Raw genomic sequence first — 21,394 nt, 5'->3', positions numbered from 1 at the left:
CCGTCGTTTACACTATGTTTGACGAGGATTGCTCCAATAGCTGCTGAATCGCAGTGGCTACATTTTGTTCATCCGTACCGTCGATTTGGACGGTCAGGGTGTCGCCTTGGGAGACGCCTAACGTCATAATGCCAAGAATGCTTTTGCCATCTGCGTGTTTTGTCCCTTTGCTCAGCGTAATCTTTGACTGAGATTGCGACGAACAATTCACGAGTAGAGCTGCCGGTCTCGCATGGAGTCCACCCTCTACATTGACGGTTACTTCAAATTGAACCATGTTGTACCTCCTTCAACCATGCGCTTCGCTTTATTTTAAGACGACAGTCATAAGTGGCTCTTGGCCTGCTTGCACAGTTGCTTTTGCCACCACATTTTTTTCAGCAACCCGATCACCGTTCGTAATAACGATAGGTGTTACGATCGGACATCCTGCATCCTCCAGTACGCTCTTGTCGAATTGGATGAGCTTGTCGCCAGCTTTTACTTGATCGCCTACCGAGACAAACGGCGTAAAACCTTTCCCGTTTAATTTCACGGTATCAATTCCAATATGCATTAATATCTCAAGCCCACTTTCAGTCGACAGCCCGATAGCATGGTGGGTAGGGAAAAGATGCGTTACCTTTCCATCGACAGGGGAGACGAGAGTGTCTGCACTTGGCAGAATCGCTACACCATCACCGACGACTTTACCTGCGAATACAGGATCAGGAACTTCGGATAGGGGTAGTACGGTACCTGTTAATGGTGCAAGAAAGGTTACCTCTTGTTGTTGTTGTTTTCGGGAAAAAAGACTGCGTAGCATAGTATCCTCCTTTTGCGTCTGAACCAAAAAAGGCATGAGACGGTTGAATTCATACGACGACATACTTACTATGTCCGTATGATCTCACCGCTCATGCCTAGTCGAGCTAGTAACACGCAGGATTATTATTTAATTTTGCTGTAATAAGCGATAAAGGTGCAGAGCCATATAACCAACCTCGTCTTCTGGTACAGCGATCTCGAGACGGGTGGAGATGTATTCAGCCAGCTCTGTTGCCAATTGATAGGCTTCTGGCATGGTGGTTTTGACTCGATCCAGAAGCGGGTTCTTGATGGATTTTTGTTGACGGATGCGCTCAACGGCAAAGCGCAAATGGGTAATGAGGCGAACGTAGTCAATGGTACTGCGTTCAATCGTAATGGCGGTTCGCTCTTCAATCAGGCTTACCAAATCCGTGATGATGTTTGTGAATTGGACCGCCTTTTTTACTGGGACGTAGCTGATTGCAGAGTGAATGTGCAAGGCCAGAAATCCGATTTCACTATCTGGAATGTCCAGGTCAAATGCATTTTTGATCATATCCGCTGCCCGGTTCGCCAGCGCGTACTCTTTCGTGTACAGCGTCTGGATTTCGAACAAGAAGGGATTCACGATCTCCATACCGTTATTGAGCCGATAGATGGCAAACTGGATATGGTCAGGCAAGGCAACATGGACGTGTTCGTTTAATTCTGGCGTAATTTCTATCGCAATGAGAGCGATAATTTCTTCCGCAATTCCTACGACAGCAGGATCTACTTGGCTCAAGATGTTCTGATACTGCTTCTGGTGATTTTCATTTTCGAGCCTGAAGCGCTTTTCCACACGCGAGTCATGGGAGGGGATGGCATTCCCGGTTTTTGCGCCAAATCCGATTCCTTTTCCGAACAGGACAATTTCTTGTCCGGATCCGGGTTCTTCCACGAGTACGACGTTATGGTTCAACACACGCGTAATTGCGTACGTTTTTTCCTTTTCACGGGACAATCCATTCCACCACCTTTTGATAGACAAAAACGGTCCATGACCGTTTTTGCTTACCGCAAGCGGTCACATCCAATTTAATGAAAAACGCCGATGAACCATGATGACGTTAATCAGAAAAAAGAGCCGAAAAAACCTTTTTAACAAGAAAAAGATCTTCTCGGCTCATGCCTGCATTACCAGTAACACGCCTTGTGAAAACGCTTCAATTATAGCTTATAATAGCTCACGCCTCGTACATTGTCAATCACTCTGTTAACGGGAAAAAACAAGGTGGGCAGGAGAAGCAGGAGCATGTCCCGAATTGTTTGAACCAACAAAAATATGGGCAAAACAAAGCAAAGCGGACGCCTCATTAGCAATCCGCCTGCTTTGTTACTTGGTGTACTTGTCGGCAATCGTAGATGCACAGAAGGAGTTCGGTTTGATCTCGGCACGAAAGTGATTGGTTTCTGCTAAGCTCAACAAAGACTGGATAAACTTACGGGTAGGACCATTCGTGCCGATATCAAAATGCAGGCGGATGGGAGTATCTAAGTCGCGGTCCCGCAAATATTGGCGTACTTCTGTGGCAAGTCCAACTGCGTACATCGCTTCCTGAAATATACGCTGCTGCAAGGATGAGTACCGGCGTTCTTGAAATTTGTGATAAAAGAAGGTGCCCCCATGGCCGGGACGAATCACTGTGATAACAAGGGCAAAAAATGTCCCGCGGCTTTTTAACTGAGAGTCGGCCCCCACAATAATTTCAAATGGACCACCTATTGATGAGATGGTATGTTCAATGTGGGAAAACACTTCTTCTTTTGCCAGTAGACCTCTAGTCGGACTGTGAAAGCGATCAAATAACGTATTTGCAGAGGTTAAGCCCACTCACATCCCTCCAGAAAGAGGCTAACGATCTTTTGCATACTTCTTCCTTACATCATTAATGTATGTAATCTCGCAGATAGTATGTGAACGGGTAGGGACAAAAACTTCGTGAATCAACTTTTTTTGGTAAAATGGTCCGTTTGTTCGGGACGAAAGACTGTTTTTGAAGGAGCTTTAGGAAACGTGATACAAGCAAATGAACATGATTATTATATGAAACAAGCCATGGAAGAGGCTCGGAAAGCCGCTGCGATTGGTGAGGTTCCGATCGGTGCAGTCATCGTACGCGACGGGGAAATCGTAGGTCGCGGCTACAACTTGCGGGAAACACAAAAAGATCCTACCTTGCACGCGGAAATGATCGCGATACGAGAGGCAAGTGAACGCTTGGGTGGATGGCGCTTGATCGGATGTACCCTGTACGTGACGTTGGAGCCGTGTCCAATGTGTGCGGGTGCAATCGTTCAAAGCCGCATCGAACAGGTAGTGTATGGCGCTCGTGATCCGAAGGCGGGCTGTGCCGGGACATTAATGAACCTGCTTACGGAACCTCGCTTCAATCATCAGGTGCCAGTCATAGAGGGTGTTCTTGCAGAGGAATGCGGGCAGATGCTCAAGGACTTCTTTCGTGGATTGCGAAAAAAAAGACAGCCGGTCGAGGAATGACCGGGCTGCCTGGACAAACCGTCTGCACATGCAGGCGGTTTTTATTTGTTTACGTTTTGCAGCTTGTTCAGCTCTTCTTCGGTCAGTTCACGATACTCACCAGGGGCGAGTGACGGGTCAAGGTGGAGCGGGCCCATACGAATCCGTTGCAGATACGTGACTTGCAGGTCGAAAGCAGCAAACATCCGTTTTACCTGATGGAACTTTCCTTCCATGATGGTGACGCGAATCTCTGATGTTTCTCCCGAAGAGATAATCTCCAGCTTGGCCGGCAGTGTAGTAAAGTCCTCTAATTCCACGCCTTTGGCAAACTCCTGCACATGGTGCTCAGTGACCCGGCCATCGATGTGTGCAAAGTACTCCTTGTCCACTTTCTTTTTCGGGGACAAGAGGCTATGGGAGAGATGGCCGTCATTGGTCAAGAGCAAGAGACCCTCTGTATCAATATCCAGTCGGCCTACCGGATGCACTTTGATTGCCCACTCGTACGGGAGTAAGTCCACTACGGTTTCATGGACATTGTCCTCTGTAGCAGAAACCACCCCAGGCGGCTTGTTCAGTAAAACGTATACCCAGCGCTTAAAGTTAAGCGGTTCTCCATCCACCAGGATTTCCTGTTCCTCGGCAATGACATGCATCCCTGGGTCTGTTGCGACAACGCCGTCTACGACGATCAGTCGCTGTTTCACTAATGCTTTCACTTCCTTGCGCGTGCCGATTGCCATATTGGCCAGCACCTTGTCCAAACGTTCACGTTTCATATATGTTCCTCACTTTTCTTCTGATCGGATGCCAATCGTTTGTGCTGTTCTTAGTTTGGCCTAATGAGCGGCGCAAATCAAGGGGAATGCAGAGGAATGAGTCTTGCATTTTTGACTGTATTTTGCTATAGTAAGTAATGTTTCTGACAAACCAAATATGGAGAGATACCCAAGTGGTCATAAGGGGACGCACTCGAAATGCGTTAGGCGTCGTGAGGCGTGCGTGGGTTCGAATCCCACTCTCTCCGCTTAGATTCTTCGGATCGAACAGAATGAAGCATATTTTTGCCAGTGTGGCAGAGATATGCTTCATTTTTTTATATCACAAAAACTGTAAGCAAATCTCATTTTTGCGTCTAATAAGGTACAAACCCAAAAAAAGGAGCGTACGAATGGATTCCGATGATCGAATAGAGCGATGGTTCCAGCAATATGGCAATGATATTTACAATTACCTCGCGTATTTTACCGGACGTAGAGATGTGGAGGATTTAGTCCAGGAAGTCTTTACGAAGGCGCTAAGATCCTTATCAAGTTACGAAGGTAGAGCACAGCCCAAGACGTGGCTGCTGACCATCGCGCGCCATGCAGCGATCGATTATAGGCGAAGGCAAAAAATGATGGACTGGTTCCCCGAAAACGTCCTCCGACTCCTCACTTCCAAAGAGCGTACACCTGAGAAGGCACTGGTGTTAAAGGAACAATTGCAAGAAGTGTATGAAGCAATGAATCACCTGAAAAGTACGTATCGAGAAGTTCTAATTCTGCGGTTGATAGAGGGAGTATCTACAGTAGAGACAGCAGAAATCTTGGGCTGGAGCGAAGCAAAAGTGAGCACGACGCTTCATCGAGCCATCAAGGAATTGCAAAAACAAATGGGTAATAGCGGCAGGGAGGTCAATCTACATGACGCCATCTTTTGAAGAAAAAGAGATAAGCACAGTGCTGCAATCATTTCCGTCGCTTCAGATGGATGAGGACAAACGATGTGAAATCGCGAGTCATATTCGTCAAGAAAAGGAGCTACTCATACAGATGAAAAGGCGGAAAAAGTATGCCAAGGTCATCGGGGGCGTAGTTGCTTCCTTTGCTTTATTGTTTATCGCTTATCAGTGGATGCCTTCGGAGGTAACTCCATCGGTGCCAAGTGCACAACAGATGAATATAGAGGATAGTCAAAAGGTACAAGCCGCGGAAACTACATCCCAAGCAAATATGGTTCTGACCCTCGATTCACAAATTCAGGAGTATATAGAAGAAGCGATACATAAGACCGGCAAAGCCTATCAGCCTGAAAATATGACGGTCATCGTTACCGATCCAAATACCGGAGAAATTCTTGGTATGGGGAATCTGCAAAAACAGGATGCCAATGACCGGGTTCCAGACATAGTAAAAGCGATGCCAGATCCTGTGGTCGCATTTCCGATCGTGACGTTGGCGGCTGCTATTGAAGAGGGGAAGTATAATGACAACGAAACTTACGAGTCCGGAACCTACGAGATTACCCCGGGCAAGTTTATAAAAGACCATAATAATGGTGCAGGCTGGGGACAGATTACGTATTTAGAAGGAATACAACGTTCTTCCCATATCGCTTTTGCCAAGCTCAGTGAACAGATACGAGAGGACTCGTTGCAGCAATATTTTGAACGGTTTGGTTTTGGAGCGAAAACGGGCACCGAACAAATATATGAACAGTCTGGAAAGATACCAAATATGGATACTCCCTATGATAAGGCAATGGCAGCTTATGGACTTGCCGGCTCTGCCTCTGCGATTCAACAAGTAGCTGCTGTTGGGGCGATTGCCAACGGGGGTGAATTGATGAAACCACATATTACGAGGGAGGAAAGGAACCACGCTGACAAAGGGCGTCGAGTCATATCAGAAGAAACAGCCAAACAGGTTCGAGAGGTTTTAGAAGCTGTTGTAAAAAACGCACCCGGTTCGAGTAGGGAATTTTCCATAAAAGAATATGCAGTTGCTGGGCGAAAAGGAATAGCAGAGAAACGCGACCAGCAAGGAAACATCATGGAAGGAAAATACACGTTTTCGTTTATCGGATTTGCACCCAGTGATGATCCAAAACTATTGGTTTACATAGCTATTGATGAACCGCAGACAGAACAATGGGTTCAATTAACAATGAGAGAGATTGTTGCCCCACCCTTCAAAGAAATCATGGAAAACAGTTTGCAGTATCTCCAGCAACGATAATCAACCCATCAATCAAAAAAGGAAGCATGGCGGCATACCCCTAAAGGTATCCGTATGCTTCCTCTCTTTGTTTTCCCCATCCTACTTCCTACAAAAATAAGGCCCGCACCACCCGGTTTCATGGGTCTTCACATAGGTCCAGGTAAAATCCTTATCCACCACGTACACATCGTATTCCTTCTCCAAGTCCGCGACAGAAAACGCCGCAGCATTTCCCAAGATCAACACTTCGTCGCCAAGCTGGTAAAACACATAGTACGACTCATGGGCAACTTGCTGAAAGGCTTCATCCGCTTCCTCGCGTTCAAGACAATCCTTTAGCTTATTGCTGAATAAATGCCACAGATAACCCTGGTAGCCATCTCTATTCTTGAGAAAAATCCTCTCTTTATCTTCTTCGGTCAGATGGCTCGCAAAATGCTTCTCCCATTCTTCCCGTAAATACGGTCCCCAAATAGACAGCTCCGTTGTCTTCGTGTTCTTCTCCTTCATCCGTTCAGCTAGTTTCATTGGGCCCCTCCATGTTGGTACAAGATCATCTCTAAGAAAATACGAATGAATGAGTAGGTCGGTCACGTCTCACCTATTGACAAAGAAAAACTAGGCGCATATCATAATACCCATAGGGGTATATGTATAAAGTTGATCGATCACATTTTTATCAAAACGCAGGAGGTAAACAAAATGTCTGAACAACTGAACTTTACCGCTGATAAAACGTTAGATTGCAAAGGCTTGGCATGTCCAATGCCTGTCGTACGCACAAAAAAAGCGATGGATGAGATGTTTCCCGGTCAAGTGATGGAGGTACAAGCGACTGATAGAGGGTCATTGGCTGATCTGAAGAGCTGGGCAAACAATACAGGGCATGAATTTCTGGGCACGATTCAGGAGGGGGAAGTATGGAAGCATTTCCTGCGAAAAGCGAGTACCCATGAGGTGAAGGAGGAGACGAACTTCCTGCGGACCATTTCCAATGAAGAACTGCAAAAAAAGCTGGAAGCCAAAGAGAAGCTGACGCTCATTGATGTACGAGAACCGGCAGAATACGCTTTTCACCGCATTCCTGTAGCTATTTCAATACCCCTAGGAGTATTAGAACAGCGCTTAGATGAATTACAGCCTGATGACGACATCTATATCATATGTCGATCAGGCAAACGCAGCGATATGGCTTGTTAGTTGCTGGCTGAAAAAGGTTTTACCAAAATCACCAATGTGGTACCGGGCATGTCCGGCTGGAATGGCCCTGCAGAAAAACAATAAGGGGGAGAAAAAGATGATGGAACAACAAACAAGTGTGAAGGCGATGACAGCACACGAGCTTACCCAGTTTCTCTTTGCGCAGGAGGAATTGTTTATTCTCGACGTTCGCAATACGAGCGATTACGATGACTGGCGAATCGAAGGGCATCGCGTAGTGAGCATGAATATCCCTTACTTTGATTTACTGGATGGGGTAGAGGCTGTTATTGAGAAAATCCCTGTGAAACAGAAGGTGCTGGTTGTCTGTGCAAAAGAGGGCTCGTCCATTTTTGTCGCAGAGATGCTAGCAGAAGCGGGCTTTACGGAGGTTTCTTACCTGCAAGGAGGAATGAAGGCTTGGGGTGAGCATCTGGAGCCGGTGAAGGTGGGCGACCTTCGTGATGGCGGTGCGATTTATCAGTTTGTCCGCATTGGAAAAGGCTGTTTGTCTTACCTGATCGTATCAGGAGGGGAGGCAGCTGTCGTCGATACATTGCGGATGACGGATGTATACGAAGCATTTGCAGCCAAGCATCAATGGAGGATCAAGCACACGATCGATACCCATTTGCATGCCGACCATATTTCCGGCGGGAAGAAGCTGGCAGATCGGCTCGATGCGACGTACTGGCTCCCGGAAAAAGATGCAGAAGAGGTTACGTATTCCTATCGGAAGCTAGAGGAAGGGCAGGAAATCTGGGTGGGCGCAACCAAAATCGCGATCCTGCCGATCTATTCCCCCGGACATACCATAGGGAGTACGTCACTGATTGTAGACGATACGTATTTTCTCACGGGAGACAGTCTGTTCGTAGCATCGATCGGACGTCCGGATTTGGCTGGGAAAGCAGAAGATTGGGTGGGAGACCTGTACAACACCTTGTATAATCGATATAAAGAGCTCCCCGAGCATTTGGTCGTGTTGCCTGCTCATTTTGGCAGCTACACGGAGATTGGTCCAATGGGTGCCGTATCTGCTCGTTTGGGTGATTTGTATCGCAACAATCCAGGGCTAACGATTGCGGATGAAAGTGAATTCAGGCATATCGTTACGCATCATTTACCGCCGCAGCCGAATGCGTATCAAGAAATTCGTCAAGTGAACATGGGGAAATTAAAACCGAGCGAAGAGGAACAACAAGAGATGGAAGTAGGGCCAAATCGCTGCGCCATTCACGATAAATAACGATAACGAGAAGATAAACAGGAGGAATGAAATGATGGCGGATATTGTGGTAGATACAAAAGGCCTGGCTTGCCCGATGCCGATCGTAAAAGCAAAAAAAGCAATGGACGGAATGCAATCCGGTCAAACCATGGAGGTACTCTCGACGGACAAAGGCTCTTTGAACGATTTCACCGCTTGGGTCAAACAAACCGGGAATGAGCTGGTTTCCCATGAGGTTGAGAACGGTGTGTACAAATTTTTAGTGAAAAAGCTGTAGGGAGACAGAAACGAGCACTTTTGGATGACCGTTTTGGTAGTGCTCGCTTACTCCTGATTTTCATAAACGATACGTACGCCAAGGTGCGTATAGATTTCTTCTTTGTAGTGGCCATTTGGGCATTGTTTTTCACTGAACAAGGCATTTTTGTGTGAGCGTAAAGGTTCTTGGCAGGTGGGGCAACGATGTTGAAAAATGGATTTGAAAAAGCGAACCATTTAAATCACCTTATTCACAGTTATTTACTTGGAATTAATTTTACTTGAAGATGGTTCATTTGAAAAGAGGGTTAAGTATTCCGATGTGTTAAGTGTGAATGCGAGGAGGATATATGGACGTTATGCTGCTTCTGCTCATGGTCTCTCTCGGTTTTGTCGGTTCTTTTTTTTCCGGATTGCTCGGGATTGGCGGAGCGATCATCAGCTACCCGATGCTCCTGTTTATACCACCGGCACTAGGTGTGGCACAGTTTTCTGCCCAGGAAGTTTCGGTGATATCGATGTTTCAAGTATTTTTCGCGTCGCTGTCTGGCGTACTGGCTTTCCGCAAAAGAAACGGGAAAAACTCGCCCCTGATTCATAAAGGACTTGTCAGAGATATGGGTGTAAGCATCTTGGCGGGTAGCTTGATTGGTGCGGCTCTCTCCCAATACTTGTCGAATGAAAGCATCAATTTGGTGTACGGGATACTGGGGATCATCGCCGTGATTTTGATGCTCGTGAAAAATAGAGGAACAGAAGGGGCAGCAGGGGAAGTCGCATATAACCGCTTCATTGCTGCTGGTGCTGCGTTTGCCGTGGGAATCGTATCTGGGATTGTCGGTGCAGGGGGAGCGTTCATCCTCATTCCGATCATGCTGACCGTGTTGAAAATACCTACGCGGGTGACGATTGCCTCATCTTTGGCTATTGTATTCATCTCCGCAATCGGTGGTGTGATCGGGAAGCTGTCGGGCGGGCAAATTCCGCTCTTGCCCGTTTTGTATACGGTCATCGGAAGTGTTTTGGGGGCACCGGTGGGTAGTATGGTCAGCGCCAAGAGCGACGTGAAATATTTGCGTTATGGACTGATTGTGCTGATCTGTGGAACAGCGATCAAGATTTGGAGTGACATTCTATAAGGAAAGATGCTTTTCGGTGCAAAGGCTTCTTTCGTTTATTTTTATACCTATACAAGTATAAGTATTATGAAGGAGTGTTCTTACATGGAAAAACAAAAAGAAAAAACGACGATTGTGCTGTTCAGCGGCGACTTGGATAAAGCGATTGCAGCCTTCATTATTGCGAACGGAGCTGCGGCCTATGATCATGATGTCACGATTTTCTTCACCTTTTGGGGACTGAATACCATGCGTAAGGACGAGATCGTGAAGGTAGAAAAGGGGTGGCTTGAAAAGGCGTTCGGTTGGATGATGCCAAGAGGCGCCAAGAAGCTGGGACTGTCTAAAATGAACATGATGGGCATGGGACCAGAGATGATCAAGCATGTCATGAAAAAACACAATGCCCTGACGCTTCCACAACTCATCGAGCTGGCTCAGGAGCAGGGAGTGAAGCTGGTCGCTTGTACGATGACGATGGATTTGCTCGGTCTCAAACAGGAGGAATTGCTCGACGGAATGGAGTATGCAGGTGTAGCAGCTTATTTGGGGGATGCGACACAGGCAAAAGTAAACCTGTTTATTTAAACAGCTGGTGTAGGCGCTTGGCTTGACATTGCCTGTATTTCGCATAAGATACCTGTATATGTAAGGTGAACAAGCAGATACGTATGCCTTGTCGTGAAACAGGAGGAATTCATATGGATTACAACTACAGTGACGATATCAAAAGACGTTTACGCCGAATCGAAGGACAGGTTCGCGGTGTACTAAAAATGATGGACGAGCAGAAAAACTGCAAAGACGTGGTCGCGCAGCTCTCCGCCGTTCGCAACGCTTCAGACAAGGCTATTGCCCAGATTGTGGCGGAAAACCTGCAACGCTGTTTGTTAGAAGAGCAGGCTACTGGTGGAGACACGAGCAAGCTAGTAAAAGAAGCGGTAGAGCTTTTGGTTAAGAGCCGTTAAACCGATTTTGGAGAGGAGTTTCCTATGAGTTTCACTACAATCCTTTTGCTGATCGCCTATGCGGTAATTATTTGGTATGTCATCTCTCGTTTCGTTCCTGTGAAGGGATTGGAAAATCTCAAGTCAGATCAGTTCAAGGAACGGGTCAACCAAAAAAGCAGAGTGCTGCTCATCGACGTACGCGAGCCGCACGAATATAAAGCCGGTCATATTCCATCAGCGGTGAACATCCCTTTGTCTCAGCTCGACCATCGAGCAAAAGAAATTTCCAGCAAAAACGATATATTGCTGTACTGTCGGAGCGGGATGCGTAGTAAGCAGGCAGCAAAAATTTTAAAGAAACACGGCATTCCTCAGATGACCCATCTGCAAGGCGGGTTCATTACCTGGAGCGGTCCGACGAAAAAGAAGTAACAGCTAGCACCTGGTGTATGTTTGAATACCCGGGTGCTTTTTTTATGCGATGAAAAAACAGGGTTGACTTTTTGTTTCGTTGTAACTACAATGATTACAACAAGGCGATGCGGTAAGTGCCTATTCTTTTTGAAAGAGTTGTAACTAATTCGGTTACATCCACAACATACAAATGGAGGAATATCATCATGAAGATTGCAATTGTAGCAGCAAGCGGTAAAGCAGGTAAGGTAATTATGAAAGAAGCGCTTGATCGTGGCCATCAAGTGACAGCGATTGTGCGTGATGCATCCAAAATCGAGCAGGCAGACGTAGCTGTGATTCAAAAAGATGTGTTTGACCTAACAGCAGCAGATTTGAACAGCTTTGACGTAGTCGTGAATGCTTTTGGTGCACCAGCAGGTCAAGAACATTTGCACGTAGAATCAGGGAAGGCTTTGATTGAAGCGTTGAAGGGTGCTCCTTCTACACGTTTACTCGTTGTAGGCGGTGCAGGCAGTTTGTTTGTAGACGAAGCGAAAACACTGCGTCTCGTAGAAACTCCTGATTTCCCTAAGGCTTACTTGGCAACGGCTCAAAAGCATGGAGAATACTTGCGTGTATTGGAAGAGTCAAACGATATTCAATGGACCTATGTCAGTCCATCTGCCTTTTTTGACCCAGCAGGGGAGAGAACAGGTGCGTACCAACTCGGAAAAGACCACCTGTTAGTGAATGCTAGCGGACAGAGCTATGTGAGCTATGCTGACTACGCAGTGGCGTTGCTCGATGAAATTGAAAATCCGAAGCATCGCAATGAGCGCTTCACAGTAGGCTCCTAATCTCGATTGATATTAGGCTCTACCATAACAAAAAGACCAGCTTCCTACTAAAGGATAGCTGGTCTTTGTTGTGTAACGAGCTTATCTGCCAATCCAACCGACGAATGGGTAGGAGAATGGGCGTCCATTTAAGGAATAAATGATACCTTTAATCGGATAGTAGATCGCCATCAGTCCAAACACAATCAGGAATGGAATCCCAATCAACAAGAAGGTGAAGAACCAGGAAATAGCGATGAGTACCGTCATAATGATGTGGAAGAACAAAGCTTGAAGCGCCATATTTTTAGCGTCACGATTTTGTACGAGTAGCCAGACAACAATGGGCACAAGGATCGGTGCAAAAAATGTGCTAGCGTGCGTTATGACTTTTACACCTTTATAATCCATAAATAAGTCCTCCTCGATTAGATGGTAAACTTGATCTACTGTTATTGTAACGTATCGAAATAACTCGAAAAACCATCATGAGCGTGATTATTTGATCCGACTATAGACGGAGGAATTTTTATTTCCATTCGTTTACTGTTATAGTAGTAAGAAAATCTTTCGTTTTTGGTAGATAATTCGTAATGTTTTTTGGATATGATGGAGAACAAGCAAACGAAAGAAGGGAGCATATAGACATGATGATCGATTGTCATCATCCATCCAGCATGAAGGATCGGCTGATGTTCTTCTATAATTTTTTGCAGTCACCTGGCCAAGTAGGCAGTATTACTCCTAGCTCCCGTGCGCTTTGTAAACAAATGGTGGCTCCCATCGATTGGGAGCAGGCACATACAATTGTGGAATTAGGGGCAGGAACAGGTATTTTTACGAAGTGGATTGACCAAAAGAAAAAGCCGGAAGCCGTACTGGTATCTTTTGAAAAGGAGACCAATATGCGCAACAGGTTGGAACCACTATTTCCCGATGTACGATTCCACGAAGATGCGGTAGATTTGAATCGGGTTCTTTCGGAAGCGGGATTGGGCAAGGCCGACTGTATTCTGTCAGGACTGCCATTTGCCAACTTCCCGCAAGAGCTGCGTGATCAAATTATGGATCAGGTATATCATGCGCTAAAACCAGGCGGAGTATTTGTCGCCTTTCAATACTCGTTGCAAATGAAAAAGCAGCTCTCCGCTGTATTTGAGCAAGTATCGGTGAAGATGGTTCCATTGAATCTGCCACCTGCGTTTGTCTACATTTGTCGGAAGGATGATGGCAAAGGTGTCGGATAGGAGGATTTCTAAATGATCGTCGATATGCTGTCCGAGTCTGTGGGTCAGTTTGGTTATTTTGCTCTTTTCTTTATGTTATGGCTAGGGATTGTCGGTATGCCGATTCCTGATGAGGTGATCGTGCTGTCTGCAGGAGTTCTGACCTCGATGGGACTTCTGCATGTTATTCCTGCATTTATCGCGACCTATTTGGGTGTCGTTTCTGGGCTGTCATTAGGATATGTGCTCGGGAGATGGCTAGGTGCACCTGCACTGAACTGGATTAGTCGTAAAAAAGGAATGAACAAGTACGTAGATCAAGCGCAGTCGCTGCTCGATCGTTACGGAAGCTACGCCCTATGTATCAGTTACTTCTTTCCTGTCGTCAGGCATGTGGTTCCTTACTTGGTCGGGATCGGGAAAATGACGTTTCCACGGTACGCCCTGTTTTCATACACAACTGGCTTTGTATGGACGCTGATCTTGTTTTTGGTCGGTCATTTCATGGGAAATAAGGTGGAGATGCTTACTTCCTATGTGACCTTGTTGAATAATCGAACCGTGATTTTCTCTGTTATAGGTATACTGGTACTCATTGGTGCTGCTTATTATGGATTTACCGTTTGGAGAAAACAAAAAAGCATGGCAGCTACGCCACAGCCTCTGATGATCAATCGTGATCAAAAAGAGTAATCCGAATGTAATCATAACGAAGTCAACGACCCTCTGCGTGGAGCAGAGGTTTTTTGTTTTTTATCATAGAAAAGCCCATCCGTATATGCTGCAGTGGCACAATGGATGGGCTTTGGGTCAACGATTATGAGGTAGCCTTGTTTCTTCGAATGCTTCGCTTGCGCAGCCATTCTGGCAAGATGATTCCGAGTAAAATGATCACGACACCACTCACTTGGAGTATAGAGACAGATTCATTCAGAATGATATAAGAAGAGAGCACAGCCATAGGCAACTCAGCTGCTCCTAATATAGCTCCCATTCCCGGTCCTATGTGGGGCATACCGTAATTGAAAAAAACGGTCGGAATCAAAATACCGAAAAAGGCGAGTAAAAATACGTATGGAAACAACCCGTCCAACAGTGCTCCGTTGAATAGAAAAACAGGCGGGTAAATCAGGCTGGCTAACAGAAAAGAGCCAGTCGCCATGCTGGAACTGCGAATCCACGGATTAACAGCAATGGCGGTTTTCCCGCTGAACAAAATAAACAACGTAAAAGAAACGGCAGAGAGAAGGCCGAATACGACACCGAGGATATGGAATTGGGCCAATCCGCCGCTCTCAAAAATTCCTCCTGCAAAAAGGGTCCCTATCAGCAGCAATAGGAGGGAAAAAATCGTCTCCTTTCCAGGCATCCGGCGAGACATCACAGCTTCAACCAGCACGCCCATCCATGTGAATTGAAACAAAAGGACGATGGCGATCGAGGCTGGGATATATTGCAGGGCATTGTAGTACATAATTCCCGTGGAACCGACACATAGACCTACAGCGACCAATAGTAGCAACTGGCGAAGAGAGAACTTGGTCCGCAGGAAGAAAAGAGCGGGTATCCAGGTGAGCACAAAGCCCAAAAACATTTGCCCACCAATTACCTCTGCGGGTGAAAATCCTTGCTTGTAGGCAAGTTTTACGATGGTTGATAGTATGCCGTAACTACATGCTCCGAGAAAAACCAGGAGGATGTATCTCATCTGATGCATCTCCTCACATACGATAATAATTCTTAGCTAGGATATTACGACGGCGTCCGTTTGTCTATGGATGAAGAAGATTCCATTTTTGGTGCGAACAAAGGTTTACGTTTGATCCCAGCGGGAAATAGTGAAGTACACAATGTAAATATACACGCCACAAATGGAGTATCGATATGTTTGGTGAACAGCTCAGAATAAAGGGGGAGGCTTGTGTACCTGAAGTGGAGGGATCGATTATTTTCCACATTTTTATTGCTGGTTCTTAGCCCCACTCTTCTTATCTGCTTTCTTTTTTATGAAGAAGCCCAAGAAGCGGTTTTTGAACTATACGAGACGAACATGGATGCGAATATGGCGCTTGTTGATGAACGGCTCCTATCCCTTTTTCAGTCTATCCAAAAGGATACCGACGAATTGGCGAATAAATTAATCTTGCGTATGTCAGAGGATGATCTACTCCTCTCAGAAGGAAAGAGGAATGAATCTAAGCGCGAATGGACAACGGAACAATCCATGGAATATATGTTCAAGCGTTTCGCTCGCAACCAAAACGTAGTAGGAAATATTGTATTTCTTGGGGACGATGGGAGTGTTCTATCATTAAATGAAGACAAGAGGTGGAGTGAAAAAAACCCATTGTTTTCGCTGGAGCGAGAGTATTGGGGCACCAGGGAAAATGGGGTAGTTCTGCTGACCAGAAAAGAGCAAGAGGGTGGCCCAAAAGCATATTTTCTCGGGAAGCGCATAGAGGATCCGAATAAAAAAGTGGCGGGGCATTTATTCGTGGAAATCGATCTGGACAAGCTGACAGACTGGCTCTGTACCTATGTCGTCCCAAAAGAGTATGGCATGTTGGTCCTTTTGCCCTCCCGAACTATTTTGATTCACACCGATAAAGAGAAGATTGGTCACCCTATAGAGAAGCTTTCTTATTATGAAACAGTAAAAAGTCAGTGGGAACATGTAAAGGAAGATGGAATATTTTCTTTGCTCATCGAAGGCGAAGACATTTACGTATATCGTCGCGTTTCTGAACAAAGCGGTGGTGCTTATTTTGAATGGTTGCCAAGAGACGATATTAATGAACGGTTAGATCGATTAAACCTCATCTTTTTTTTCACACTCTTCTTGATCGTTATATTTGCCTGTTATGTGTCTCATCGTTTATCTAAATGGATTGGCGAGCCAATTTATAACCTGGTGACTGCCACTGACTCCCTATTGAAAGGTGATTTTTCGATACGTGTCCCGATAAAGGGCATGAAGGAAATCATCTTGCTGGAAAATAAATTCAACACCATGGCAGAACAGATGCATGCTTTAATTGCACGAGAGCGGGAGCATTCGCAAAAAAGTCTGGATCAAATCGTCCGTAGCTTTTATTTGGCGGTAGAGATGAAGGACCCCTATACAGCGGGACACACAGAAAGAGTAACGCACTACGCACTTATTATTTACGATTATTTACAGCAACAGGAGCAGCTTTCGTTGTCACGTGATGATTTACGATACGCTGGGTTAATGCATGATATCGGAAAAGTAGCCATACCCGATCATGTCCTATTGAAAACTGGAAAGCTATTGCCTGATGAGTATGAATGCATGAAAAGACACTCCATTATCGGTGGAGAAATTGTGGAGCAGATAGAAAGCCTGGCGCATGTCAGTCTAGGGGTAAGGCATCATCACGAACGATGGGATGGACATGGCTACCCGGATCAGCTCAAAGGAGAAGAGATCCCGCTGATTGGGCGTATTCTGGCTGTAGCCGATACGTTTGATGCGATGACTTCTACGCGTTCCTATCGCAAAGCCATGTCCGAAAAAGAGGCGTACGAAGAAATCTTGCGATGCCAAGGCACACAATTCGATCCTTCCATTGTAGCGGTTTTTAAAAAAGCGTTTGAGGATGGGGCAATTGAGATTACCCAACCGACAGATTGTAAGGGAAGAGTTAGTAAGGATAGAGAGATTTCCTAGCACTGGATAGCTTTACTCCTTGCTATCGGCTATTAACTTTGGTATTCTAAGTCTACCGTGCTAGACGGGGAGGTTGCGGTGCCCTGTAACCTGCAATCCGCAATAGCAGGGTTGAATTCCTATCCTAGGTTTTCTTATGTGAGGCTGCCTTATGGCGGCGGTGTTGAGGAGCGGGTCCTGTGCAACGCGAACCCATGAATCTGGTCAGGTCCGGAAGGAAGCAGCCATAAGTGGATCATCGCGTGTGCCGCAGGGTAGCCTGCTCTGAGCTGCTACCATAAGTAACGCTCGGATAAGGATTATCGAAGATAGGTGCACGGTACTTATCACGCATGTACAGATAGCATGCTTCCAAAGGGAAGCATGCTATTTTTATTTTGCGATCCAATTATTTTTTGTTGGAATTTGGCGATAACTAGCGAAACATTTCCATGCTTTTCATGTGGAGAGAATGAAGGTTTCGAGAGCGTTTTCACGAATTTTCATAATAGGCGGAAAGGATTTCGGTTTCTTTCCTTTCAAAATACGTCATAGGCCAGGAGGGACAAGCTATGAGTGCACTTTCGTCGTTACATCTCGTTGGCTCGTCCGGTCGATTGCAGCGGTTCATGCATCAACTGCCTACTGCCGTTTTATTGGTGAATCAAGCGGGTAGTATCGTGGAGGTCAACGAACAACTGCTTCGTGTAACCGGATTTTCACGCGATCAACTTGTTAATCAGCCTATCAGCACTCTTCTTCGCCATCGAGGTTCCATGGAGCACCTGTATCAGGAATATTTGCGAATGGAAGAAGAAGTGGGAACCAAAGGTGAGGTCGAACTGGAATGGTGTGATAAACAGGGGAGATGCAGGAACACATCTGTCATGATCATGGCTCAGCAAGCAGAAGAGATTCTGTACATGATCCATTTTCCCCAACTGGCAAAAGAAAGCGACCAGCTTTTGTCGCAACGATTGCTGACCAAACTGACCTATGATACAAGCATGGGCTTGTTTATCCTCGACGAGAAATCGATCATTATCGAAGCCAGTCAGACAGCGTGCAAGCTGCTGGGTATGGAGAGACTGGACGTCATCAATAAACACGTCGATCAAGTATTTAGCGGCATCCCCGAACCACATCGGTTTATTAAAAAAGAACTGTTGGAAGGCGTGAAGCTGCAAAATGTCGCAACTTCCTGGACCAATGACAACCAACGCTATGAGCTGATTGTCGACGCAAATACACTCCAAGACGAATCAGGGAAAACAGTAGGAGCGTTTATTCTTTTCAAAGACATTACAAACCTGCGATCCTTCGCCCAAAAGCTCGAGCGGAATGAACGCTTGGCGATGATCGGGCAAATTGCTGCTGGTACAGCGCACGAGATTCGCAATCCACTTACCTCGATCAAAGGATTTCTGCAAATGTTCCTCAAGACATTCGGTGACAGCGGCATGGAAAGGGAGAAAACGTACACCGAAATCATGCTCACCGAAATCAATCGTATCAATTCTTTAGTCAGTGAATTCCTACTATTGAGCAAGCCGCGTAATATTCAATATTCCATGGTCGACTTAAATACCGTTTTTGAAGAAATTTTGCCGATCGTCGAGTCACAGGCGAATTTGTACGGAATTGATGTCCAATTTGCCTCGCGCGGCAAGCTTCCGATGGTTGTCGGAGATACCGAGCTGTTGAAGCAAGTGTTCATTAATATCTGCAAAAATGGAATAGAAGCAATGGGAGAGCAAGGGTCGCTTCGGATTTCCCATCATTTTGATCCGGATGGCGACAAAGTGAGTATCGATATCCACGATACGGGTCCAGGCATCCCGCTTTACATTATTGATAAGATTTTTGATCCGTTTTTTACGACAAAAGAGGAAGGGACAGGGCTCGGATTGTCTGTCTGCCAAAAAATCATTCACGATATTGGCGGTCAAATCCGTGTCTCCTCCAAAGGGTTTGGGACGACCTTCCATATCATGTTGCCGTATTAGGAGTAGAATGCGTCCCGCACAATTGTGAACGGGGCGTTTTTCTGTGAGACATGTCCGTTCACTTTGTACGAACGGTGGCAATCGTGTATACTGAATAGGATATAGAAGAGGACTGTGCAGATGGGGAGTGTCACACGAACATGGCTTATACCGCGCTATACCGCGTATACCGACCGCAGACTTTTCAAGACGTAGTCGGACAAGAGCATGTTACGACAACCTTGCGTAATGCTTTACGCGAAAATAGGCTGTCCCATGCCTATTTATTCAACGGTCCCCGAGGTACGGGAAAAACAAGTGCAGCCAAAATTATGGCGAAAGCAGTGAACTGCGAGCAGCCCATAGATGGCGAGCCATGTAATCAATGCGATACGTGTAGAGCCATCTCCAACGGTTCTGTAACGGATGTGCTGGAAATTGACGCGGCATCCAACCGTGGTGTTGAAGAGATCCGCGACATTCGCGACAAAGTGAAATTTGCCCCGAGCGACGTCAGGTATAAAGTGTACATCATCGATGAGGTGCATATGCTGACGACAGAGGCATTTAACGCTTTGTTAAAAACCCTCGAAGAGCCGCCGTCCCACGTCATATTCATTTTGGCGACGACAGAGCCGCACAAGCTGCCAGCGACGATTATCTCTCGTTGTCAGCGCTTTGATTTTCACCGAATCCCGCTGAAAGTGATGGTCAATCTTTTGCAAGGGATTTGCCAATCACAAGGGGTGCAGGTGGAGGAGCAGGCCCTGCAGCTCGTAGCGAAGATGGCTGAAGGTGGAGCCCGTGATGCTCTTAGCTTGTTGGACCAAGCGATTAGCTATAGCAAGGACGAGGTTCGTGCTAGTGATATTATGCAGATTACGGGCACAGTTGCCCAATCTTACTTTTCTGTGCTTGCGCGACATATTGCCGAAAACGATGTTGCCGAGGTCATGGAGCAATTTGATAGAGTCATGGTGCAAGGGAAGGACCCAGAGCAGTTCCTGCACGATTTCCTCTACTATTACCGCGATATGCTGTTATTAAAGACAGCGCCGCAGTTAGAAGAGATTGTCGAGCGGACCATGATTGATGAGCAGTTTGCAGAGGTTGCAAACCTGTACTCGTTTCCGGCGCTTTACGCAGCGATTGAGACCTGCAATCAGGCTTTGTCGCAATTAAAATGGTCGACCTATGCGAGGGTGCTGGTTGAACTGACCCTTGTCAAAATGTGCCAGCCTACTGCAAATGCGACAGAATCTATGGGAGCCTCACCGGTTAACAGCGAGGAACTGACCGCGATGTCCAATCGTATCCGCGTTTTGGAAGAGCGTTTGGTTCAAGTGATGCAAGGTCAGGTGAGTATTCCCGGCCAGCAAAAGGCCGAGGAAACGCGCAAGAACGAGCCAAGGCGCATAGCTGCGGCTTCTGGTGGTTCACGAACCCCGCTGAATAGAGTCAGGGAAGTCGCGAAGGCCATGGATGAGAATTTGACGAGACAGGTACGCGGGCAGTGGAGTCAAATATTGACTGAACTGAAAAAGATCAAGATCCAGTACCAGGCTTGGCTAGTCAATGGTCAACCGGTTGCTGCCGGCAATGATGCCGTTGTCGTAACCTTCAACAGTGCCATCCATTGCGATAAGACGATGGAGGCAGAGCTTCGGAGCGTGATCGAGCGCGTTATGTCTACGGTGCTGGGCAAGCCCCTGCAGCTCTTGTCTGTCATGGAGGAAGAGTGGCAAAGTGTAGACCAGCAGGTTGGTCAAAAAGACGCTTCTGATGAGCCGGAAGAAGACCCGTTTTTGGCGGAAGCCATCAAGCTCGTCGGAGAAGGTCTTGTTGAAGTGAAAGACTAAATCATACACTCATAACCATTTAGGGAGGATACCTCAATGAAAAACATGCAGCAAATGCAACAAATGATGAAGCAAGTGAAAAAAATGCAGGAAGAAATGCAAAAAGCGCAAGAAGGCTTGAAAGATAGAATCGTGGAAGGCTCTGCTGGTGGCGGTGCTATCACTGTGAAAATCGATGGACATAAGCAAATCAAAGACATCGTGATCAAGCCAGAAGTAGTAGACCCTGAAGATGTAGAAATGCTGCAAGACCTGGTGCTCACTGCTGTGAACGATGCACTGCGCAAAGCAGACGAGATGGTAGGCAAGGAAATGGGCAAATTTACCGGAGGCATGAACATCCCAGGCCTGTTCTAAAAATTGGGCAGGAAAAG

At 46.3% G+C, this 21,394-nt stretch carries 24 protein-coding genes, 1 tRNA gene, 1 other RNA gene and 1 pseudogene; 19 read left to right on the top strand and 8 right to left on the bottom strand.

Features of this window, described 5'->3' with window-relative positions:
* Positions 1–7: 7 nt before the first annotated feature.
* The 4 genes from C7R93_RS01665 to C7R93_RS01650 all read right to left on the bottom strand — a co-directional run bounded on the left by C7R93_RS01665 (position 8) and on the right by C7R93_RS01650 (position 2,662).
* Positions 8–277 carry an HPr family phosphocarrier protein gene (locus tag C7R93_RS01665; protein WP_106837171.1) on the bottom strand — a complete coding sequence of 90 codons (270 nt, stop codon included), beginning with the start codon at positions 275–277 and terminating at the stop codon, positions 8–10.
* A 30-nt stretch (positions 278–307) separates the two neighbouring features.
* Positions 308–805 carry a PTS sugar transporter subunit IIA gene (locus C7R93_RS01660; RefSeq protein WP_106837170.1) on the bottom strand — a complete coding sequence of 166 codons (498 nt, stop codon included), beginning with the start codon at positions 803–805 and terminating at the stop codon, positions 308–310.
* Between the two features lie 129 nt (positions 806–934).
* Complete coding sequence (gene glcT, locus C7R93_RS01655; RefSeq protein WP_106837169.1) at positions 935–1,792, bottom strand: glucose PTS transporter transcription antiterminator GlcT; 858 nt, start codon at positions 1,790–1,792, stop codon at positions 935–937.
* 372 nt (positions 1,793–2,164) lie between these two features.
* On the bottom strand, positions 2,165–2,662 hold the full coding sequence (locus C7R93_RS01650) for a ribonuclease H-like YkuK family protein (protein ID WP_106837168.1): 498 nt from the start codon (positions 2,660–2,662) through the stop codon (positions 2,165–2,167).
* A gap of 183 nt (positions 2,663–2,845) precedes the next feature.
* Between C7R93_RS01650 and tadA the strand changes: the two genes are divergently transcribed.
* Positions 2,846–3,328 carry a tRNA adenosine(34) deaminase TadA gene (gene tadA / locus C7R93_RS01645; RefSeq protein ID WP_106837167.1) on the top strand — a complete coding sequence of 161 codons (483 nt, stop codon included), beginning with the start codon at positions 2,846–2,848 and terminating at the stop codon, positions 3,326–3,328.
* A gap of 41 nt (positions 3,329–3,369) precedes the next feature.
* On the opposite strand, the gene C7R93_RS01640 is transcribed toward tadA, so the two are convergent.
* Positions 3,370–4,089, bottom strand: coding sequence for a pseudouridine synthase (locus tag C7R93_RS01640; protein ID WP_106837166.1), 720 nt, complete (start codon positions 4,087–4,089; stop codon positions 3,370–3,372).
* Between the two features lie 159 nt (positions 4,090–4,248).
* Here C7R93_RS01640 and C7R93_RS01635 point away from each other — a divergent pair.
* The 3 genes from C7R93_RS01635 to C7R93_RS01625 all read left to right on the top strand — a co-directional run bounded on the left by C7R93_RS01635 (position 4,249) and on the right by C7R93_RS01625 (position 6,309).
* Positions 4,249–4,337 (top strand) — tRNA-Ser (locus C7R93_RS01635).
* Between the two features lie 144 nt (positions 4,338–4,481).
* A complete protein-coding gene (locus tag C7R93_RS01630; RefSeq protein ID WP_106837165.1) occupies positions 4,482–5,012 on the top strand; it encodes an RNA polymerase sigma factor in 531 nt (176 codons plus the stop codon).
* On the top strand, positions 4,996–6,309 hold the full coding sequence (locus C7R93_RS01625) for a peptidoglycan D,D-transpeptidase FtsI family protein (RefSeq protein ID WP_106837164.1): 1,314 nt from the start codon (positions 4,996–4,998) through the stop codon (positions 6,307–6,309). The genes C7R93_RS01630 and C7R93_RS01625 overlap by 17 nt, the downstream gene beginning before the upstream one ends.
* An 81-nt stretch (positions 6,310–6,390) precedes the next feature.
* Here the strand turns inward: C7R93_RS01625 and C7R93_RS01620 are convergent, their stop codons facing one another.
* Positions 6,391–6,819 (bottom strand): DUF4275 family protein, encoded by a 429-nt coding sequence (locus C7R93_RS01620; RefSeq protein ID WP_106837163.1) that lies wholly within the window; start codon positions 6,817–6,819, stop codon positions 6,391–6,393.
* A gap of 174 nt (positions 6,820–6,993) precedes the next feature.
* Here C7R93_RS01620 and C7R93_RS01615 point away from each other — a divergent pair.
* The 8 genes and pseudogenes from C7R93_RS01615 (at position 6,994) to C7R93_RS01580 (ending at position 12,301) form a co-directional block, all read left to right on the top strand.
* Positions 6,994–7,575 (top strand): annotated as a pseudogene (locus tag C7R93_RS01615) (sulfurtransferase TusA family protein).
* 13 nt (positions 7,576–7,588) lie between these two features.
* Positions 7,589–8,740 carry an MBL fold metallo-hydrolase gene (locus tag C7R93_RS01610; protein ID WP_106837162.1) on the top strand — a complete coding sequence of 384 codons (1,152 nt, stop codon included), beginning with the start codon at positions 7,589–7,591 and terminating at the stop codon, positions 8,738–8,740.
* A 34-nt stretch (positions 8,741–8,774) separates the two neighbouring features.
* Positions 8,775–8,999 (top strand): sulfurtransferase TusA family protein, encoded by a 225-nt coding sequence (locus C7R93_RS01605; protein ID WP_007719853.1) that lies wholly within the window; start codon positions 8,775–8,777, stop codon positions 8,997–8,999.
* Positions 9,000–9,330: 331 nt separating this feature from the next.
* A complete protein-coding gene (locus C7R93_RS01600) occupies positions 9,331–10,119 on the top strand; it encodes a sulfite exporter TauE/SafE family protein (protein ID WP_106837161.1) in 789 nt (262 codons plus the stop codon).
* An 84-nt stretch (positions 10,120–10,203) separates the two neighbouring features.
* Positions 10,204–10,686, top strand: coding sequence for a DsrE/DsrF/DrsH-like family protein (locus C7R93_RS01595; protein ID WP_007719857.1), 483 nt, complete (start codon positions 10,204–10,206; stop codon positions 10,684–10,686).
* Between the two features lie 113 nt (positions 10,687–10,799).
* Complete coding sequence (locus tag C7R93_RS01590; protein WP_106837160.1) at positions 10,800–11,066, top strand: metal-sensitive transcriptional regulator; 267 nt, start codon at positions 10,800–10,802, stop codon at positions 11,064–11,066.
* A 24-nt stretch (positions 11,067–11,090) separates the two neighbouring features.
* Positions 11,091–11,480: a rhodanese-like domain-containing protein gene (locus C7R93_RS01585; RefSeq protein ID WP_106837159.1), complete on the top strand. Its 390-nt coding sequence runs from the start codon at positions 11,091–11,093 to the stop codon at positions 11,478–11,480.
* Between the two features lie 188 nt (positions 11,481–11,668).
* Positions 11,669–12,301, top strand: coding sequence for an NAD(P)-dependent oxidoreductase (locus C7R93_RS01580; protein ID WP_106837158.1), 633 nt, complete (start codon positions 11,669–11,671; stop codon positions 12,299–12,301).
* An 81-nt stretch (positions 12,302–12,382) separates the two neighbouring features.
* On the opposite strand, the gene C7R93_RS01575 is transcribed toward C7R93_RS01580, so the two are convergent.
* Positions 12,383–12,691: a DUF4870 domain-containing protein gene (locus C7R93_RS01575; RefSeq protein WP_106837157.1), complete on the bottom strand. Its 309-nt coding sequence runs from the start codon at positions 12,689–12,691 to the stop codon at positions 12,383–12,385.
* A 236-nt stretch (positions 12,692–12,927) separates the two neighbouring features.
* On the opposite strand from C7R93_RS01575, the gene C7R93_RS01570 reads away from it, so the two are divergent.
* Positions 12,928–13,527 carry a class I SAM-dependent methyltransferase gene (locus C7R93_RS01570; protein WP_106837156.1) on the top strand — a complete coding sequence of 200 codons (600 nt, stop codon included), beginning with the start codon at positions 12,928–12,930 and terminating at the stop codon, positions 13,525–13,527.
* A gap of 12 nt (positions 13,528–13,539) precedes the next feature.
* A complete protein-coding gene (locus tag C7R93_RS01565) occupies positions 13,540–14,199 on the top strand; it encodes a DedA family protein (RefSeq protein WP_106837155.1) in 660 nt (219 codons plus the stop codon).
* Between the two features lie 124 nt (positions 14,200–14,323).
* Here C7R93_RS01565 and C7R93_RS01560 read toward each other — a convergent pair whose 3' ends face one another.
* Positions 14,324–15,214, bottom strand: a complete 891-nt coding sequence (locus tag C7R93_RS01560) for an EamA family transporter (protein WP_106837154.1) — start codon at positions 15,212–15,214, stop codon at positions 14,324–14,326.
* 213 nt (positions 15,215–15,427) lie between these two features.
* Here C7R93_RS01560 and C7R93_RS01555 point away from each other — a divergent pair, with 213 nt between their 5' ends.
* The 5 genes from C7R93_RS01555 to C7R93_RS01535 all read left to right on the top strand — a co-directional run bounded on the left by C7R93_RS01555 (position 15,428) and on the right by C7R93_RS01535 (position 21,377).
* Positions 15,428–17,197 (top strand): HD-GYP domain-containing protein, encoded by a 1,770-nt coding sequence (locus C7R93_RS01555; RefSeq protein ID WP_106837153.1) that lies wholly within the window; start codon positions 15,428–15,430, stop codon positions 17,195–17,197.
* 55 nt (positions 17,198–17,252) lie between these two features.
* Positions 17,253–17,517: signal recognition particle sRNA large type (gene ffs / locus C7R93_RS01550), an RNA gene on the top strand.
* A 231-nt stretch (positions 17,518–17,748) separates the two neighbouring features.
* Positions 17,749–19,182 carry a PAS domain-containing sensor histidine kinase gene (locus tag C7R93_RS01545; RefSeq protein ID WP_106837152.1) on the top strand — a complete coding sequence of 478 codons (1,434 nt, stop codon included), beginning with the start codon at positions 17,749–17,751 and terminating at the stop codon, positions 19,180–19,182.
* A 140-nt stretch (positions 19,183–19,322) separates the two neighbouring features.
* The gene (gene dnaX, locus C7R93_RS01540) at positions 19,323–21,020 is read left to right on the top strand and encodes a DNA polymerase III subunit gamma/tau (RefSeq protein WP_106837151.1); all 1,698 of its coding nucleotides are present in this window, start codon (positions 19,323–19,325) and stop codon (positions 21,018–21,020) included.
* Between the two features lie 45 nt (positions 21,021–21,065).
* Positions 21,066–21,377, top strand: a complete 312-nt coding sequence (locus tag C7R93_RS01535; protein ID WP_041749751.1) for a YbaB/EbfC family nucleoid-associated protein — start codon at positions 21,066–21,068, stop codon at positions 21,375–21,377.
* Positions 21,378–21,394 lie beyond the last annotated feature (17 nt).

Origin of the sequence: Brevibacillus fortis, assembly GCF_003013395.1 — a bacterium.
Taxonomy (GTDB): Bacteria; Bacillota; Bacilli; order Brevibacillales; family Brevibacillaceae; genus Brevibacillus; species Brevibacillus fortis.
This window is presented reverse-complemented; position numbering and strand designations above follow the sequence as displayed.

Coding starts and splice junctions, on each gene's coding strand:
- C7R93_RS01580 (WP_106837158.1), top strand. CDS start 11,669: ATGAAGATTGCAATTGTAGCAGCAAGCGGTAAAGCAGGTAAGGTAATT.
- C7R93_RS01630 (WP_106837165.1), top strand. CDS start 4,482: ATGGATTCCGATGATCGAATAGAGCGATGGTTCCAGCAATATGGCAAT.
- C7R93_RS01570 (WP_106837156.1), top strand. CDS start 12,928: ATGATGATCGATTGTCATCATCCATCCAGCATGAAGGATCGGCTGATG.
- C7R93_RS01560 (WP_106837154.1), bottom strand. CDS start 15,214: ATGAGATACATCCTCCTGGTTTTTCTCGGAGCATGTAGTTACGGCATA.
- C7R93_RS01605 (WP_007719853.1), top strand. CDS start 8,775: ATGGCGGATATTGTGGTAGATACAAAAGGCCTGGCTTGCCCGATGCCG.
- C7R93_RS01625 (WP_106837164.1), top strand. CDS start 4,996: ATGACGCCATCTTTTGAAGAAAAAGAGATAAGCACAGTGCTGCAATCA.
- C7R93_RS01545 (WP_106837152.1), top strand. CDS start 17,749: ATGAGTGCACTTTCGTCGTTACATCTCGTTGGCTCGTCCGGTCGATTG.
- C7R93_RS01595 (WP_007719857.1), top strand. CDS start 10,204: ATGGAAAAACAAAAAGAAAAAACGACGATTGTGCTGTTCAGCGGCGAC.
- C7R93_RS01575 (WP_106837157.1), bottom strand. CDS start 12,691: ATGGATTATAAAGGTGTAAAAGTCATAACGCACGCTAGCACATTTTTT.
- C7R93_RS01535 (WP_041749751.1), top strand. CDS start 21,066: ATGCAGCAAATGCAACAAATGATGAAGCAAGTGAAAAAAATGCAGGAA.
- C7R93_RS01660 (WP_106837170.1), bottom strand. CDS start 805: ATGCTACGCAGTCTTTTTTCCCGAAAACAACAACAACAAGAGGTAACC.
- C7R93_RS01590 (WP_106837160.1), top strand. CDS start 10,800: ATGGATTACAACTACAGTGACGATATCAAAAGACGTTTACGCCGAATC.
- C7R93_RS01585 (WP_106837159.1), top strand. CDS start 11,091: ATGAGTTTCACTACAATCCTTTTGCTGATCGCCTATGCGGTAATTATT.
- C7R93_RS01665 (WP_106837171.1), bottom strand. CDS start 277: ATGGTTCAATTTGAAGTAACCGTCAATGTAGAGGGTGGACTCCATGCG.
- C7R93_RS01640 (WP_106837166.1), bottom strand. CDS start 4,089: ATGAAACGTGAACGTTTGGACAAGGTGCTGGCCAATATGGCAATCGGC.
- C7R93_RS01620 (WP_106837163.1), bottom strand. CDS start 6,819: ATGAAACTAGCTGAACGGATGAAGGAGAAGAACACGAAGACAACGGAG.
- C7R93_RS01610 (WP_106837162.1), top strand. CDS start 7,589: ATGATGGAACAACAAACAAGTGTGAAGGCGATGACAGCACACGAGCTT.
- C7R93_RS01565 (WP_106837155.1), top strand. CDS start 13,540: ATGATCGTCGATATGCTGTCCGAGTCTGTGGGTCAGTTTGGTTATTTT.
- dnaX (WP_106837151.1), top strand. CDS start 19,323: ATGGCTTATACCGCGCTATACCGCGTATACCGACCGCAGACTTTTCAA.
- C7R93_RS01600 (WP_106837161.1), top strand. CDS start 9,331: ATGGACGTTATGCTGCTTCTGCTCATGGTCTCTCTCGGTTTTGTCGGT.